A 16056-nucleotide genomic window follows, 5' to 3' on the forward strand; every position below is an offset into this window, starting at 1 on the left:
CATTGATCGTCCATCGGCGCGCGGGTATCAAGATCGGGCAATGTCGCAGCAAGGGTCGACGATGTCCACATCCACAGCCCCCGACGACATCGCCGATCCCGACCTGCACCAGGCCATGTCGCGGCCGATCGACACCCCCAAGGCCGAACCGATCCGCATACGCACGCTGGTGCTGTTGCGCTGGTTCGCCATCGGCGGGCAGATGGCCGCTGTCATCGTCGCGTGGATGATGGGCATCGGCTTCGTCAAGACGCCGATCATCCTGCTGATCGCGGCGTCGATCACCATGAACCTGTGGCTGTTTTTGCGCCCGCACAAACGGACCTCTCCGGGGCGCGCGGTGCGGCAGCTGTCCTTCGACCTGGTCCAGATCTCGACGCTGATGGCGCTGACCGGGGGGATGGCCAATCCCTTCGCGCTGCTGGTGCTGGCGCCGGTCACGATCGCGGCCGCGTCGCTGAACGCGCGGCAGGTGCTGGCCCTGGGGCTGGCCACGGTGGCGCTGATCTCGGTCGCGGCGGTCTTCGGGCTGCCGCTGCGCGATCCGGACGGCCAGATCCTGCGGATGGAGCCGATTCTGGCCGTCGGCCACTGGGTCGCGCTGGTCATTGGCGTGGTGTTCTTTGCGGGCTACGCGCATCGGGTGACGGCGGAACTGTCGGACACCTCGGGCGCGCTGTTCGCGACCCAGATGGCCCTGTCGCGCGAACAGCGCCTGCAGCATCTGGGCGGCGTCGTGGCGGCCGCCGCGCATGAGATGGGCACCCCCCTGGCCACCATCAAGCTGATCGCCGGCGAACTGGCGGACGAGCTGCGCGACCGCCCCGACCTGCATGCCGATGCCATCGCCCTGCGCGACAGCGCCGACCGCTGCGCGGCGATCCTGCGCAGCATGGGGCGCGCGGGCAAGGACGACCTGCACATGCGCGCGGCCCCGCTGCGCGCCGTGCTGGAGGACGCCGCCCAGCCCCACATGGACCGCGGCCCCCTGATCGAGATCCATGCCGAAGGCCCGGTGATCCACCGCGATCCGGCCATCATCCACGCGCTGCGCAACCTGATCCAGAACGCCGTCGATTTCGCCGAAAGCCGCGTCGTGATCGAGACCCAGGTGACGCAGGGCGCGCTGGTCGTCACGGTGCGCGACGACGGGCCGGGCTATCCGCCGCACCTGCTGTCGCGGATCGGCGACCCCTATCTGACCCGGCGCGCCGAGGCGCAGCGCGGCAGCTACGAAGGGATGGGCCTGGGTCTGTTCATCGCCAAGACCCTTCTGGAACGGTCGGGCGCGCGGCTGACCTTTGCCAATGGCGGGCCGGGTGCCATGGTGTCGGTGCGCTGGCCGCTGGACCGCATCCGCGCGCATGACCGGATCGCGCTGGCCCACAATCCGACCTTCGACGCCTGAGTTTCTTAACGCCCTGTTAATCAAGCCCGGATTATGGTCCCATCGAACGGAAGGGGGCGTCGGCAGTGGACATTCAGGGTGCAGGTCTTGTGGCGATGGCGGTCCTGTGCGGGACGGCGTCGGTTCTTCTGGCGGTGGCGGTGATCCGGGTCTGGGACCGCCGACAACCGGGCCAGGGCCGCGCGGCACGGGCGGGGCACGCGCTGGACGGCAAGGTGCAGCCGATGGTGTTCCTGTTCCGCGCCGCACGCCTGGTCGACGCGACCGCGCCGGCCCGCGCGCTGCTGGACCGGATGGGCGCGCCGGATGACGACTGGCTGCGTCTGATGCGCTGGATCGGACCGCGCTTTCCCGACGCGCCCGACCGCCTGTCCATGCTGCCCCGCCTTGGCCGGATCGAGCTGGTGGGCCAGCAGGGGCGGGGCAGCGCCACCCTGCGCCTTGTGGCCGAGGATCTGGGCGACCGGCTGTGGCGCGTCAGCGTCACCGATCCGGGTGCCGAACATGCGGGCATCGTGGTCGATTCGATGTCCCTGCAGGCGATGGAGGAGGAGCTGGACCTGCTGCGCGGCGCGCTGGACCAGACACCGATGCTGGTCTGGCGCCTGGATGAGGAGGACCGCGTGACCTGGGCCAACGCCGCCTATCTGCGCCGTGCCGAGGCCCGGTCCGACGAGGCGCTTGGTTGGCCCCTGCCCCGCCTGCTGGACGCGCCGCGCCCCGTGCCGGGTGCGGGCACCGCCACCCGCCGCGCCGGGCTGGAGGATCAGGGCGCGGTGTCCTGGTACGACTGCCACAGCCACCGCATGGGCGATGAGGTGATGATGTTCGCCCTGCCCGCGGACGCCGCCGTGCGCGCCGAACGCAGCCTGCGCGATTTCGTCCAGACCCTGACCAAGACATTCGCCGACCTGCCGATCGGGCTGGCGATCTTCGACCAGGGCCGGAACCTGCAGCTGTTCAACCCGGCGCTGATCGACCTGACGAACCTGCCGACGGGCTTCCTGACCGCGCGGCCGTCGCTGTTCGATTTCCTGGACCAGCTGCGCGAACAGCGCATGGTGCCCGAACCCAAGGACTATCGCAGCTGGCGACAGCACATGGCCAATCTGGAAAGCGCTGCCGCCAACGGCCACCACGTCGAGACATGGTCCCTGCCGGGCGGGCAGACCTATCGCGTGACCGGCCGCCCCCATCCCGACGGCGCGGTGGCCTTCCTGTTCGAGAACATCACGTCCGAAATGTCGCTGACCCGCGAATTCCGGGCAGAGCTGCTGCTGGGCGCGCATGTCCTGGACGGGCTGGAGGACGGGCTGGTGGTCTTTTCGGACGCAGGCCAGTTGGTCCTGTCGAACCAGGCCTATCGCGGCTTGTGGGGCGCGCCGCCCGAAAGCCTGGCCGATGCCATCGCCACCTGGGAGGCCGCGGCCCCCGCCGGGCGGGGCTTTGCGGCACTGCGCGACGCGCTGAACCATGCCGATGCCCCGCGGGCCAGCGGCGCGATGGCCGGCCCCCAGGGCCAGCTGCTGGGCTGGACCGTCACCATCCTGTCGGGCGGGCGGCGGATGCTGCGTTTCGGCATCGCCTCGGGACAGGTGATGTCCCAGGGCCTGCCCCAGGACACGCGCCCCCTGTCCAGCGCGATCGGCGCCGACTGATCAGTAGTCGCGCTCGAAGAACACCCCAAGCGAGCTGCCGCCGTCGCTGCCCACCGATCCCCGCGCCCGCAGCGACTGCGTGATGTCCAGGTTCAGGTTGATCGACGACCGCCCCCCCTCGCCCACCGAGACGTCGGTATAGACGTTCTCGGACAGATAGCGTCCGGCACGCAGTTCGATGTTGCCCTCGTCGTCGGTCGTCAGGTCCAGGTCGTCCAGGCCAGCGCTTTCGCGCAGGTTGCTGATGATCCCGTCACCGCCGCGCCCGGCCAGCACCGCGATGGCATTGGCCAACTGTGCCGCCTGAAGCGGGCTGATGCTGTCCAGCCCCCGCCCGAACAGCAGCTGGGACAGCACCTCTTCCTGCGGCAGTTCCGGAGAGGATTCGAAGGTGATGTCGGGGTCGCGGACCTCTCCGTCGATGATGATGCGGGTGGTGATCTCGTCGCGCTCGGTTTCGGCGACCAGGCGGATGACGGGGATCAGGCTGCCCTGCAGCTCGACCAGACCCTCGGTCAGGTTGAAGCGACTGCCCAGCAGGTCGACCCGGCCGCGGATCAGCTGCAGGTTGCCGATGGGGATCGCGTTGCGGGCGGTGCCCTGGATGCGGAAGCCGCCGCCCAGTTCCGCGTCGATCCCGCGGCCGCGGATGAACACCCGGTTGGGCGCATTGATGACCAGGTCCAGCGCCGGCGGCCGTCCCGGCGTGGCCGGCGGCCCCGACATGCCCGCGTCGCGCGAGGCTTGGCTGGGATAGGGCTCCAGCCCGGCCTTGGCGCGCGTGGCGCGGACCGGCGGGCGCTGGTTGCCGACATGGGTGATGTCGGGGATTGCCCGCGCGCCGCCCAGGCCGGTCGAGGGGATTCGGATCTCAGTCTCACCCAGGTCGATGCGGCCGGACAGGGTCTGGCCGGTCGCGGCCGTTCCGCTGAAGCGGACCTGCCCGTCGATGATCGTCTGGTACAGGTTCGGGTCGCGCAGCACGACCTGCGCCAGCGCGACCGAGATGTCGGTCGCCCCGTTCGTCAGGTCCACCGGCCCGGACAGCGTCACCCGCCCCCCGGCCGAGACGTTGGCCGCCCCGTCGATCTGCAGCCGCCCCGACTGGAACCCGGCGGTGACGTCGATCCCGTCCAGCCGCACGCCCAGGCCCGGATCGGCCAGCTGGCCGTTCGTCAGCTGCACCTGTCCCGACACCGCCTGCAGCGACGGGGCGCCCTGGACACGCAGGTTGATCGCCAGCGGGCCCGACACGCTGCGGGTCCGCAGGGTCGTGTTGGCCAGCGCGGAATCCGCGCTGCCATTGACGCCCAGATCGACGGTCGATCCGTCGCGGGCGGCGGTGCCCGCGATGCGCAGGTCGGTGCTGCCCGGCGCGGTGGTGCGCAGGTCGACCGCAAAGGACGGGCCCTCCTCGCGCACGGTTCCGGTCACCGCGACGGCGCCCGGAAATTCGGGGACGATCAGTCCCAGATCGGCCAGCCGCGCGTTCAGGTTGATGCCCGTCGCGGGCGCCCCGTCCGCGGTCACCTGCAGTTGAGGGTTGGTCACGTTCAGCCGCTGGACCGAGATGCCCTGCGCCCCCTGGCTGGCGGCCACATCGAACCGGGTCTGCCCTGCCAGGATCGGATCGATCCGCGGCTGGCCCAGGGACAGGCCGCTGGCGGTTCCGGTGGTCTCGATCCGGCGCGTGGTGCCGTCATCGGTCAGCCGCGCGTCGGCCTGGACCGCGCCGCTGATGCCGTTGCCCAGGAACCGCAGATCGCCCGCGTTCAGCGTGGCCGCGACATCGGTCGCCCCGGCGCCGACCTGGCCCGTGGCACTGGCCGACAGGCGCGGGTTCTCGACCTGCGCGGTGTCGATGGTGAAGATGCCGCCCTGTTCGGTGCCGGTCACGGACAGGCGCGTCTCGCCCGCAAGGGCGCCGTCCACCTGCGCCTGGCCGAAGGACAGGTCGCGCCCGGTCCCGGTCACGGCCAGCCTGCGGATGCCGTCACCGGCCTCGGCAAAGCTGCCCTGCGCCTGCAGGCTGCCGCGCCATCCCGGCCCGAAGGGCGCCAACGACGCGACGTTCACGTCGCCGGTCAGATCGGTGACGCCCGGACCATAGGTTCCCTGCACCACCGCGCGCATCTGGTCATTGGTCAGCCGGCCCTCGGTGATCGTCACGACCCCGTCGCGTTCCGACGCCTGCAGCGCCAGCTGGGTCGTCCCGGTCAGCGCGCCATCCGCCCCCGTCGCGCCCAGGGACAGGTCCTGCCCGCTGCCCGTGACGTCGATCAGCCTTGCGCCATCCTCCTCGCGCAGCGTGGCGCGGGCCTGAAATCCGCCCGCCCAATCGGCGCGGATCGAGGACAGGTCAACGACCGCCACCTGCGCGACGGCGTCCAGCGCGCCTTGGGCAAAGCTGCCCTGCGCATCCGCGCTCAGCTGCGGGTTGGCCAGCCGGAAATCCTCCAGCTGAAAGCCCTGCGCCGTCTGCAGCGCGCTGGCGGTCAGCTCGGTCTGCCCGCTCAGCGCATTGTCCAGCGCCTCGATGCCGATGCGCAGATCCTGGGCCTGCCCGTTCAGGGTCAGGCGGCGCTGGTTCTGCGGTCCGGTGACCTCGGCCGTGGCATCCAGCGACCCGCCCAGTTCGGGGCCGGCATCCGCCAGCGACGGCATGGACACCTGCGCGCGCAGATTGCTGGAGGTCGAGTTGATCAGGCCCTGCGCGGTCGCGGTCAGGCGGCTGGCGTTGACGCGGAAATCCTCGACCTCAAGGCCCAGCTCGTCGCGGCGCGCCTGCAGCAGGATCGTGGATTCGCCGTCCAGCAGCCGGTCCAGCTGCGGCTGGTCCAGCGCGATGTCGCGGCCCGACACGCGCGCGTCGATGTCGAAGCTGCGGTTCAGCAGGACGTAATAGCCCTCGACCGTGGCATCCGCGCTGCCGGTCAGCGGCCGGCCCGCGACGCCCGACAGGCGCGTCAGGTCGGTATACCGGGCACCCGCATCCACCGACAGCGTGATGCCGCTGCCCAGGCCCGAGACCAGGAAGTTGCCGTCCAGACCGTAATCCGCGCCGCGGACCCGCAGGTTGGTGATGTCGACTGCGTTGCCGGGGGTAAAGTTGAACCCGGTCCGCCCCTCGATCTGCGGGCCCACGGCCTCGGCCAGGGACGCGTCGTCGAAATCCAGATCGCGGGCGGCAAAGTCGATGGCGCCGATGACCTCGGACAGGGCGCCCTCGTCCAGGAAGATCTGGCCGCGCCCGGCCAGGTCCAGCGCGCCAAGCGCCACCCCGTCCAGGTTCAGCGCGCCGATGCCCCCGTCCAGGCGCCAGCCGTCGCTTTGCGCCGCGTCATAGTCAAAGGTCAGCCGCCCGGAATCCACCGTCGCCCCCTCGCCCGCGAAGGGCAGCGGGACGGGCACCTGCGGGGCGCCCGCGTCGCGGCCCAGCATCACCTGCAGGTTGGCCTGCTGGGGCGCGGACTGGTCGTTCGTCGACAGCGACCCGGCAATGCGCAGCGCCTCGGTGCGGATGTCCAGACGCGGAATGTCCAGGCGGCCAGTCTCGGCCCGCCAGCCTTCGGCCAGCAGCTGGGTGTCCTGGCCAAAGAAGGCCCGGTCCTGCGGGCGCAGCAGCGACGCGACATCGCCGCCCAGCTGGAACCGGAATCCGGTGCCGGGGGTGCCGTCGGCGCCGGTCTGGCCGTTTGCGCTGACCTTTCCGGTGATGCGGGGCTGGCCGTTCGTGGCCAGACGGATGTCGGCGGCGAAATCGCGGATCTGGCCCTCGCCGCTGATCTGGGCGGTCAGGGCGGGCTTGTCATAGATGCCGACAAGGTTGGCCAGCAGGCCGTCGGCGGCCTCGTCCAGGCCCAGGTTCAGGCGCAGGATCTGCGTCTCGTTGGCATAGCCTGCGTCCAGCACGAACTGGCCGCGCGGGCCGTCCAGGCGGTCGACGGTCAGCTGGGCCGTGCCCTCGCCCCCCTCAAGGCTGATGCCGCCCGAGATGCTCAGCGCGGCCTCGACCCCGATGACCGGTTCGCCCAGCATCACGCGGTCGGCGCGGATCTGTTCGATGTTCAGCGACACGGGCAGTTCGGGCAGCGCAAAGACCGGCGCCTCGGCCTGCACGGCCGGTTCGTCCGACTGTGGCAGGCGGGGCAGCAGGATCTCGTCGGCGGACAGCTCCGCGATCTCGATCCGGCGGCGCAGCAGGGCGCTGCGGTTCCACTGGATCGCGCCGTTGCGCAGGGTCAGATAGGCGCCGTCCTCGTCCGAGATGCGCAGTTCGGTGAAGGTCGCGCGCGAGGACAGCGCGCCCTGGAACCCCTCGATCACCACCTGGCGCCCCTCTCCGGACAGGTTGCTTTCCAGCAGTCCGGTCAGAAATCCGCGGTCGCTGTCGGCCTCGGCGCTGATCTCGGCGGCGCTTTGGCCCAGCGCGGCCATCGGGAACAAGACGACAAAGGCGGTGATCCAGAACTTGCGCATTAGAATGCCTGCCCCAATCCAAGGTAAAGTTGCACGCCGTTGCCGGTGTCGCCGCTGACCGGCCCGGCCACGTCGAACCGCAGCGGCCCGATCGGCGTGTCATAGCGCACGCCCAGACCGGCGCCCGCGTGATCGTCGCCCTCGCCGCCGAAGGCGTCGCCCGTCCAGACCTGGCCGTAATCGGCAAAGGCCACGACGCCGATCTTCTCGCGCACCTGGACGCGGAATTCGGCCGTGGCGCTGGCGACCGACAGGCCACCGGTCTTGATCGGGCCGTCCGGGCCCGCGATTTCCTCGACCCCCAGGGACTGATAGGGATGGCCGCGCACTGTGCCGCACCCGCCCGAGAAGAACAGATAGTTGCGCGGCGTCGTGGCAAGCTCGCTGCCAAAGACCGACCCCGCCCGCGCCCGGCCCGCCAGGGTGAACCGGTCATCGGCGCCGAACGACCGGAAGGCCCGCCCCTCGGCCAGGGCGCGCAGGCCGGAACTGGTATCCTCGAATCCGGCAAAGGGCGTCACCTCGGCGGACAGATAGAAGCCGCGCTTGGCGTTGTTCTGATCCTCGCGGCGGTCCCAGATCACGTCCATCGGCAGGGCCAGGACCTTGAAGTCGGTGCGCCCGTTGGCGTCGAAGACGCGCGAGTACTGGTATTCCAGCGCCGCGTCGGCGGTCAGGCGGTCGCTGAAGATGTGGTTCAGACCGAAACCCAACGTCGCCAGGTCCTCGTCGTAATCCTCCTCGCGCATCTGGGCCACCTCGGCCTCGACATAGGCGGTGGTGTCGGGGGTGATCGTGGCGGGGCGTTCCAGACGGATCGTCAGCTCGTCGTCGCGGTCGCTGGTCTCGGATCCGATGTCCTTGATCCGCCCGTCGATGCGCAGACGTTCGCCCCCGCCCAGCAGGTTACGGTGCATCCAATAGGCCGACACCAGCGCCCCGTCCGTGGTCGAGATCTCGGCACCGGCCCCGATGCGCCGGGGGGGCTGTTCGACCACGGCCAGGTCCACGTCCAGCGTGTTGCCGGGGCTCAGCGTCTCTGCCTCCTGCAGGGTGATCGCCGAGAACACGCCGGTGCGGCGCAGGCGCTGGCGGACGGTGTCCAGTTCCTGGGGGTCGAAGCGCTCCCCCTCGGGGAAGCCGGCGATCTTGCGCAGGCGGCGTTCGTTCAGGCGCTGGTTGCCGCTGACGGACATGCGCCCGAAGGTGACGGCCGGGCCGGGTGACAGGGCGATGCGGCTGTCGACCTGATCGGCGTCGTGATCGGCCACGATCTGCTGGTCGGCGACATCGGCCTTGGCATGGCCATAGGCGCGCCAGCCGTCCACACCCGCCAGGGCCGTGCTGCGCATGACGCCGGTGCCCGCGATCTCGCCCGTGGCGTATTCGTCCGGGACCTCGGTGCCGGGGGCCACCGGGGCCATCTGGGCGCGTGAGAAGCGGAAGACCGGGCCGGGATCGACGGTCACGACGACACGGGACACCTGGGCGGGCGCGTCCAGGGGCGCCACCTCGGCGGCCTCGACCCCGTCCAGGGTGATGGTCACGGCGCCGTCGTAGAACCCCTGATCGTACAGCAGGCCCAGGATGCGGGCGTAATCGCCGCGCGCGGCTGCCAGCACGTCCTGTCCGGTGGTGCGATCCTCGTTCAGCGCGCCGGTCAGCAGCAGCGACTGGCGGATCTGGCGGGTCAGCCCCTCGTCCCCGCCGGCGACCTGCACGTCCAGCGCGACGGGCCCCTCGGATTCGCTGCTGCCGCCGAACAGGCCCGAGAACGGAGAGCTGCTTTGCGCCATCGCGGCACCCGCCACGCCAAGCGCCGTCCCTGCCACCAGGATCGCCCTAAGATATGCCCGCATCGCCTGCCCCGTCTTTTTGCTTGCGGCAATTCAAACAGGATCGACGGGGCGAATCCAGCAATCTTTGGGGATTTTCCCGGATTGGCAGTTAACCTTTGCGGGACCGGCGAAGCTTAGCCCAGGGCCGCCAGGCAGCCGTGCAGCGCCGCCATATCGTCGCGGATCAGAAAGACCGGCGTGTTTTCAGGGATATGGCGCATGTGGCTTTCCGCCAGGAAGGCCGGTTCGAACAGCGCCATCCGGTCGGCGATGCTGCGGCCCACGCTGCCGGCCAGGAACAGCCCCTCCAGCGGCATGAAGCGCAGCGACAGTTCGCGGCACAACAGCCCGACCAGTTCGGCGAACAGGTCATAGGTCGCGACGGCCGCCGGATCGCCCGCCTCGGCGGCGCGGGCGACGTCCTCGCTGCGCATGGGGGCGGTGCCGGTCATCGCGGCGTGCAGGCGCGACAGGCCGCGGCCCGCGAACGTCTCCTCGGTCGAGAAGAAGCCGGCCGCGGCGTCGGTGCCGACGCGGTCCTGCAGGCGGGCCATGATGTTGGCGGGCAGATGGGTGTGCCCCTCCTCGGCCTCAAGGACGGTGATCGCGCCGCCGGGCAGCACGCGCACCGCGCAGACGTTGAAGCCGGTGCCCAGGCCCACGACCAGCGCCTGCCCGTTGCGGGCGCGGGTCACGGGGGCCGCGCGCAGCGTGCCCAGCTGTTCGCCCGCCAGCGACGGGGTGGAATAGCCAAGCGCCGACAGGTCGTTGATCAGCCTCACCTGGTCGGCATCGGTCAGCCGCGCCAGGTTGTCCTCGTCAAAGGACCAGTCGCGGTTGGTCAGCCGCGCGCGTCCGCCGCTGACCGGTCCCGCCACGGCGATGCACATGGACGAGATGTTGGGCTGGTGCTGTTCCGCCATGAACTGGCGCACCACGTCGTCGAAGCTGGCAAAGTCGTCGCCCTTGAAGCGGGTGACCGTGCCGGCGTCGATGGACCCGTTGCGCGCGATCGCCATCCGCGCATTGGTTCCGCCCACATCGCCCAGAAGCATCGCCATGCTGTCACCCCTTCTCAGTTCAGCCGTTCCCCGTCCTTAGGCGAGAAGTACGACACTTTCGAGAGGTCGAATGCCAGCGGAAACGGCTGGCGCGCCCGGACGGCGCTTTCCGCGCGCAGCCGCGCGGTGACCGCCTTGCCGCCCAGATGGGTCACGGCGAAGGTGTCGGCACCCGCCGGTTCGACCATCTCGATCATCACGTCGCCGCCCGCACCCTGCGCGGTTCCGGGCAGATGGGCGTTGCCCGTCGCCTCGTGGATGTCCTCGGGGCGCACGCCCAGGACGATCTGGTCGGGCAGGTCGCGGGCCACCGGGTCGGTGATGACCAGCGGCGTGTCGCCGGGACGGTCGATCTCGATCCGGGTCTGGCCCGCCTCGGACCGGACGCGGGCCGGGATCAGGTTCATCGCCGGGCTGCCCATGAAATCGGCCACGAACATGTTGGCGGGCTTGTTGTAGATCTCGCCCGGGGTGCCGATCTGCTGGATCACCCCGCCCTTCATGACGACGATCTTGGTGGCCAGCGTCATCGCCTCGATCTGGTCATGGGTGACATAGACGATGGATGCGTTCAGGTCCTGGTGCAGCTTCTTGATCTCGGTCCGCATGGACACGCGCAGCTTCGCGTCTAGGTTGGACAGCGGTTCGTCGAACAGGAACAGCGCGGGGTCGCGGACTAGGGCACGACCCATGGCGACGCGCTGGCGCTGGCCGCCCGACAGCTGGCCTGGCTTGCGGTCCAGAAGCGGCTCGATCTGCAGCTGGCGCGAGACCTCGGCCAGCTTGGTGGCCTGGGTCGCCTTGTCGACGCCGCGCACCTTCATGCCGAAGGTGATGTTCTTGGCGACCGACATCGTCGGGTAGAGCGCATAGGACTGGAACACCATCGCGATGTCGCGGTCCTTGGGGCTGACGCCCGTCACGTCGCGGTCGGCGATGCGGATGGCGCCGCCGGTGATCGGCTCCAGCCCCGCGATGCAGTTCAGCAGCGTGGACTTGCCGCAGCCCGACGGGCCGACCAGCACCAGGAAGTCGCCCTCGTCGATGCTGATGTTGATGTCGTGCAGAATATGGGTGTCGCCATAGGCTTTCTGCAGGTGGTCGATTTCCAGAATGGGCATGGCTTATCCCTTGACGCTGCCGGCGGTCAGGCCGCGGATGAAGTATTTGCCGGCGACGACATAGACCAGCAGCGTGGGCAGGGCGGCGATGATCGCCGCGGCCATGTCCACGTTGTAGGCTTTGACGCCGGTGGTGGAGTTGACGATGTTGTTCAGCGCGACGGTCACGGGCTGCGACCCGGCCCCGCTGAAGCTGACGCCGAACAGGAAGTCGTTCCAGATCTGCGTGAACTGCCAGATGACCGACACGGTGATGATCGGCAGCGAGATGGGCAGGAAGATCGACCAGAAGATGCGGAAGAACCCTGCCCCGTCGACCTTGGCCGCGCGCACCAGTTCCTGCGGGATGGTGACATAGTAGTTGCGGAAGAACAGAGTGGTGAAGCCCAGGCCATAGATCACGTGGACGAAGATCAGCCCCGGGATGGTGCCCGCAAGACCCATCAGGCCCAGCATCTGCGCCATCGGCAGCAGCACCACCTGGAACGGGATGAAGCAGCCGAACAGGATCGCGGCAAAGAACAGGTTCGCGCCGCGGAACCGCCACTGGGCGAAGACATAGCCGTTCAGCGCGCCGATGATGGTCGAGATCATCACCGCGGGCACGGCCATCAGGACGCTGTTCCAGAAGAACGGGCGCAGGCCCTCACACTGGGTGCCGGCGCAGGCGGACGACCAGGCCTCGGCCCAGGGGGCGAAGGTGATCTCGCGCGGCAGGGCCAGCAGGCTGCCGGTGCGGATCTCCTCCAAGGATTTCAGCGATGTCGTCAGCATGACGAACAGCGGCATCAGATAGAACAGGGCGAACAGGATCAGGATCCCGTACAGGCCCCACCGCAGCACGGTCTTACTTGTCATGGCGCGGCCTCAATTCGCTGTAGAGATAGGGAACCACGATGGCAAAGATGACCATCATCATGATCATGGCGCTGGACGCCGCCTGCCCCAGGTCGCCGCGCGAGAACGCCATGGCGTACATGTAGGTCGCGGGCAGGTCGGTGGCATAGCCCGGTCCGCCGCCGGTCAGCGCGATGACCAGGTCGAACGCCTTGATCGCCAGGTGCGCCAGCACGATGAAGGCCGACAGGAAGATCGGCGCCATCGTCGGGATGATGATCGCGGAATAGATGCGGTGCGTGGGAATGCCGTCGACCTGGGCCGCGCGGATGATCTCGGTGTCGACCGAACGCAGTCCGGCCAGGAACAGCGCCATCACGAACCCGGATGCCTGCCAGACGGCCGCCAGCACGACGGTATAGATCGCCATTTCGGGCTTGATCAGCCAGTCGAAGGTGAAATTTTCGAACCCCCAGCCGCGGATCGCCTGCTGGATGCCCAGGCCCGGGTTCAGGATCCATTTCCAGGCGGTGCCCGTCACGATCAGCGACAGCGCCATGGGATAGAGATAGATGGTGCGCAGGACGCCCTCGGCCCGGATCTTCTGGTCCAGGAAGATCGCCAGCATCAGCCCGATCGCCATCGAGATGACGATGAACAGGGCGCCGAAGATGAACAGGTTGTTCATCGCCACGTCCCAGCGGGGGGCGTCGAACAGCCGCTGATATTGCGTGATACCGTCCAGTTCATAGCGCGGCATCAGCCGCGAGCGGGTGAAGCTGATCCAGGCCGTCCAGGCGATGAAGCCATAGACAAAGACCAGGATCGCCACGAAGGACGGCGCCAAGACGACCTTGGGCACGTTGCGTTCAAGCCATTCCATTTCCGGTAAACCCCCAAAGAAAAACCCCGCGCCCGCGATCCGGGGCGCGGGGTCGTCAGGCCGTGATCACATCGCGTTGGCGACGGCGTCGGCCAGTTGCGCCACGGCGTCGTCCGACGACATGTCGCTGTTGAAATGCGCGGTCACCACGTCGGTGATCGCACCGGCCGGCGCGCCGCGCAGCGCCATGCCATGCGCATAGCTGGGCAGCAGGGAGCCATTTTCCGCATCCGCGGTCATGTCGGCGTTCGACTGCTTGGCGCAGTCGTCGAAGTCGTCCAGCGCCACGTCGGTACGGGCCGGGATCGAGCCCTTGTTCAGGTTGAACGTCTTCTGGAAGTCCGGGCCCATGATCAGGCTGGCCAGAAGGGCCTGGCCCTGCTGCTTGTCCTCGCCGTCCAGCTCGAAGAAGGCGAAGCTGTCGACGTTGTAGAGGAAGCCCTCGCCCGGGGTGGGCGCGCAGACGAAGTCGACGCCCGGCTGCTTGCCGGCGGCCAGGAACTCTCCCTTGGCCCAGTCGCCCATGATCTGGAAGGCGGCCTCGTTGTTCATGACCATGGCCGTGGCCAGGTTCCAGTCACGACCCGAGAAGTTGTCGTCGACAAAGCCACGGATGGTCCGCATCTGGTCGAAGACCTGCTTCATCGTGTCCGAGGTCAGCGCCTCGGGGTCCAGATCGACCAGCGCCTGCTGATAGAATTCCGGCCCGCCCAGGCCCAGAACGACCGTCTCGAAGATGGTCGCGTCCTGCCAGTTCTGACCGCCATGGGCCAGGGGCGTGATGCCCGCGGCCTGCAGCTTTTCGGCCGCGGCGTTGAACTCTTCCCAGGTCGTCGGCATCTCGATGCCGTTCTCGTCCAGGATCTGCTTGTTGCCCCAGATCCAGTTCACGCGGTGGACGTTCACCGGTGCGGCGCACCACTGGTCCTCACACTTCATGTGGGCGGCGATCTGCGCGGGCAGCACGTCCGCCCAGCCGTTCTCCTCGGCAACAGTGCCGATGTCGGCCAGGCCGGTCTCTTCGTACCATTCCTGGATCGCGGGACCCTTCAGCTGCACGGCGGTCGGCGCATTGCCGGCCAGCACGCGGGCGCGCAGTGCGGTCATCGCGGCGTCACCGCCGCCGCCGGCCACGGGCATGTCGGTCCAGGTGCCGCCCTCGGCCGCAAACTGCTCCTGCAGGACGGCGACCGATTTCGCCTCGCCGCCGGATGTCCACCAGTGCAGCACCTCTGCGGTGGGTTCGGCCATCGCCGGCGCAGCCAGCATCACGGCGGTCGAAGCCGCCAGAACGGATTTGATGTTCATGGATCCTCCCAGATCTATCCCGCGCGGATTCGGTGATCCGCGTGTGGGTCGATCATGCCGCAAGCCCAGTCATGTCCGCAACGCAGTGCAGCCATGCGTCCAGCAGTTTTCGCCGCGTTACGTTACAAACTGTTACGTAACCCCTCCCTGCGATGCTAGATCACGGATCGGAGGACCGTTGATGAGCCTGCACCGCCTTCTGCTGGTCGAGGATGACGCCGACATGGCCGCCATGCTGGCCGCCTATCTGCAGCGCCACGGCCTGCACGTGACGCGCGCCGACAGCCGCGCGACCGCACTGGCCGCGCTGCGCGGCGGCCGGGTGGACCTGATCCTGCTGGACGTGTCCCTGGGCGATGACGACGGCGTGGCGATCTGCGCCGAGATCCGCGAGGCGCAGGACGTGCCCATCATCATGGTCAGCGCCCTGTCCGCCGACCACCAGCGCATGGCCGGCTACGAGGTCGGTGCGGACGACTATATCGCCAAGCCCTTCAACCCCGACCTGCTGCTGGCACGCATCCGGGCGGTGCTGCGCCGCGCGGGCCGGGCACCCAGCCTGTCGCACCGAAAGCGCGACAGCGTGCTGCGGTTCGCGGGCTGGCGCTATGACGCGCGGCGCGACGAGGTGACCGCCCCCGGCGGCTGGCAGGTCAGCCTGTCGTCGCGCGAAACCGCGCTGCTGCGGGTGTTCCTGGCCAATCCGCTGATCCCCCTGACCCGCGACGAGATCGCCGCCGCGCTGGACGACGACGAGGCGGCCGAGGGGCGCGCGATCGACATGCTGGTCGGCCGCCTGCGTCAGAAGACCGACCCGGCGCTGATCCGGACCGAACGCGGGCTGGGCTATGTTCTGTCAGCCGAGGTCGCGCGTGACGCTGACTGACCGCCTGTCGCTGCGGGTGGTGGCAAGCCTGTGGGTCGTGCTGGCGATGCTGGCGGGCGGCGGGTCGGTCTGGCTGTGGACCGCCAGCGACGCGGCCTGGGACGCGCATCTGAACCGCGCCTATATCGCCGGTCTGGCGCTGGCCGACAGCCTGGAGGCGGGCAGCGCCCTGCCCCAGGGCCTGTCCCAGGTCCAGCTGCGCGCCGCGCCCGACCTGCCGCCCGGCTGGCGGCAAACGGTGATCACCCTGACCGGCGGCGGCAGGCCCGACCTGTCGCAGGGCGCGCGGCTGTCGGTGCGCATCCAGTCGCCCGACCTGACCTATCCCGCGGCCGAGGTGCAGTCCGTCGGCGGCGGCAGCCAGGCCGCGGGCCTGGCCTCGATCACCCGCACCCTAGCGCGGTTCTGCAGCGAGCCGCGGCTTTTCGTGCAGCAGGACACCGGCCCTTGGATCCGCGTGGACGGTGCGCCCGTCTGGGGCTGCCAGGCCGCGCCGCCCGACCGCCGCCTTTTGGCCGGGGCGCTGGCCCTGGGGGCGCTGGCCCTGCTGCTGGGCTGGGTGGCGGGGGTCGCGGGG

Annotated in this window: 10 protein-coding genes and 1 pseudogene; 4 read left to right on the plus strand and 7 right to left on the minus strand. The window is 69.3% G+C overall.

What is annotated here, in order from left to right:
- Positions 1-61: 61 nt before the first annotated feature.
- Positions 62-1408 (plus strand): ActS/PrrB/RegB family redox-sensitive histidine kinase, encoded by a 1347-nt coding sequence (locus FHD68_RS07685; protein ID WP_244297793.1) that lies wholly within the window; start codon positions 62-64, stop codon positions 1406-1408.
- A 65-nt stretch (positions 1409-1473) separates the two neighbouring features.
- Positions 1474-3066: a PAS-domain containing protein gene (locus FHD68_RS07690; protein WP_240542475.1), complete on the plus strand. Its 1593-nt coding sequence runs from the start codon at positions 1474-1476 to the stop codon at positions 3064-3066.
- On the opposite strand, the gene FHD68_RS07695 is transcribed toward FHD68_RS07690, so the two are convergent.
- The 7 genes from FHD68_RS07695 to FHD68_RS07725 all read right to left on the minus strand — a co-directional run bounded on the left by FHD68_RS07695 (position 3067) and on the right by FHD68_RS07725 (position 14593).
- Positions 3067-7545, minus strand: a complete 4479-nt coding sequence (locus tag FHD68_RS07695; RefSeq protein ID WP_139085495.1) for a translocation/assembly module TamB domain-containing protein — start codon at positions 7543-7545, stop codon at positions 3067-3069.
- On the minus strand, positions 7545-9404 hold the full coding sequence (locus tag FHD68_RS07700; RefSeq protein ID WP_139085497.1) for an autotransporter assembly complex protein TamA: 1860 nt from the start codon (positions 9402-9404) through the stop codon (positions 7545-7547). The genes FHD68_RS07695 and FHD68_RS07700 overlap by 1 nt, the downstream gene beginning before the upstream one ends.
- 113 nt (positions 9405-9517) lie before the next feature.
- Entirely contained in the window at positions 9518-10444 is a 927-nt protein-coding gene (locus FHD68_RS07705) for a glucokinase (RefSeq protein WP_127897520.1), read from the minus strand.
- 14 nt (positions 10445-10458) lie between these two features.
- The gene (locus tag FHD68_RS07710; RefSeq protein WP_139085499.1) at positions 10459-11565 is read right to left on the minus strand and encodes an ABC transporter ATP-binding protein; all 1107 of its coding nucleotides are present in this window, start codon (positions 11563-11565) and stop codon (positions 10459-10461) included.
- A gap of 3 nt (positions 11566-11568) precedes the next feature.
- On the minus strand, positions 11569-12423 hold the full coding sequence (locus tag FHD68_RS07715; RefSeq protein ID WP_045981927.1) for a carbohydrate ABC transporter permease: 855 nt from the start codon (positions 12421-12423) through the stop codon (positions 11569-11571).
- Complete coding sequence (locus tag FHD68_RS07720; protein WP_045981926.1) at positions 12413-13285, minus strand: carbohydrate ABC transporter permease; 873 nt, start codon at positions 13283-13285, stop codon at positions 12413-12415. The genes FHD68_RS07715 and FHD68_RS07720 overlap by 11 nt, the downstream gene beginning before the upstream one ends.
- Before the next feature lie 66 nt (positions 13286-13351).
- Positions 13352-14593, minus strand: coding sequence for an ABC transporter substrate-binding protein (locus tag FHD68_RS07725; protein WP_045981925.1), 1242 nt, complete (start codon positions 14591-14593; stop codon positions 13352-13354).
- Between the two features lie 181 nt (positions 14594-14774).
- Here FHD68_RS07725 and FHD68_RS07730 point away from each other — a divergent pair, with 181 nt between their 5' ends.
- Together FHD68_RS07730 and FHD68_RS07735 are read left to right on the plus strand one after the other, a co-directional pair.
- The gene (locus FHD68_RS07730; RefSeq protein WP_045981924.1) at positions 14775-15479 is read left to right on the plus strand and encodes a response regulator transcription factor; all 705 of its coding nucleotides are present in this window, start codon (positions 14775-14777) and stop codon (positions 15477-15479) included.
- Positions 15466-16056 (plus strand): annotated as a pseudogene (locus FHD68_RS07735) (sensor histidine kinase); the annotation flags it as partial. The gene FHD68_RS07730 and the pseudogene FHD68_RS07735, both read left to right, overlap by 14 nt.

Source organism: Paracoccus marcusii, assembly GCF_006151785.1.
Classification (GTDB): domain Bacteria; phylum Pseudomonadota; class Alphaproteobacteria; order Rhodobacterales; family Rhodobacteraceae; genus Paracoccus; species Paracoccus marcusii.

Coding starts and splice junctions, on each gene's coding strand:
- FHD68_RS07685 (WP_244297793.1), top strand. CDS start 62: ATGTCCACATCCACAGCCCCCGACGACATCGCCGATCCCGACCTGCAC.
- FHD68_RS07695 (WP_139085495.1), bottom strand. CDS start 7,545: ATGCGCAAGTTCTGGATCACCGCCTTTGTCGTCTTGTTCCCGATGGCC.
- FHD68_RS07700 (WP_139085497.1), bottom strand. CDS start 9,404: ATGCGGGCATATCTTAGGGCGATCCTGGTGGCAGGGACGGCGCTTGGC.
- FHD68_RS07705 (WP_127897520.1), bottom strand. CDS start 10,444: ATGGCGATGCTTCTGGGCGATGTGGGCGGAACCAATGCGCGGATGGCG.
- FHD68_RS07710 (WP_139085499.1), bottom strand. CDS start 11,565: ATGCCCATTCTGGAAATCGACCACCTGCAGAAAGCCTATGGCGACACC.
- FHD68_RS07715 (WP_045981927.1), bottom strand. CDS start 12,423: ATGACAAGTAAGACCGTGCTGCGGTGGGGCCTGTACGGGATCCTGATC.
- FHD68_RS07720 (WP_045981926.1), bottom strand. CDS start 13,285: ATGGAATGGCTTGAACGCAACGTGCCCAAGGTCGTCTTGGCGCCGTCC.
- FHD68_RS07725 (WP_045981925.1), bottom strand. CDS start 14,593: ATGAACATCAAATCCGTTCTGGCGGCTTCGACCGCCGTGATGCTGGCT.
- FHD68_RS07730 (WP_045981924.1), top strand. CDS start 14,775: ATGAGCCTGCACCGCCTTCTGCTGGTCGAGGATGACGCCGACATGGCC.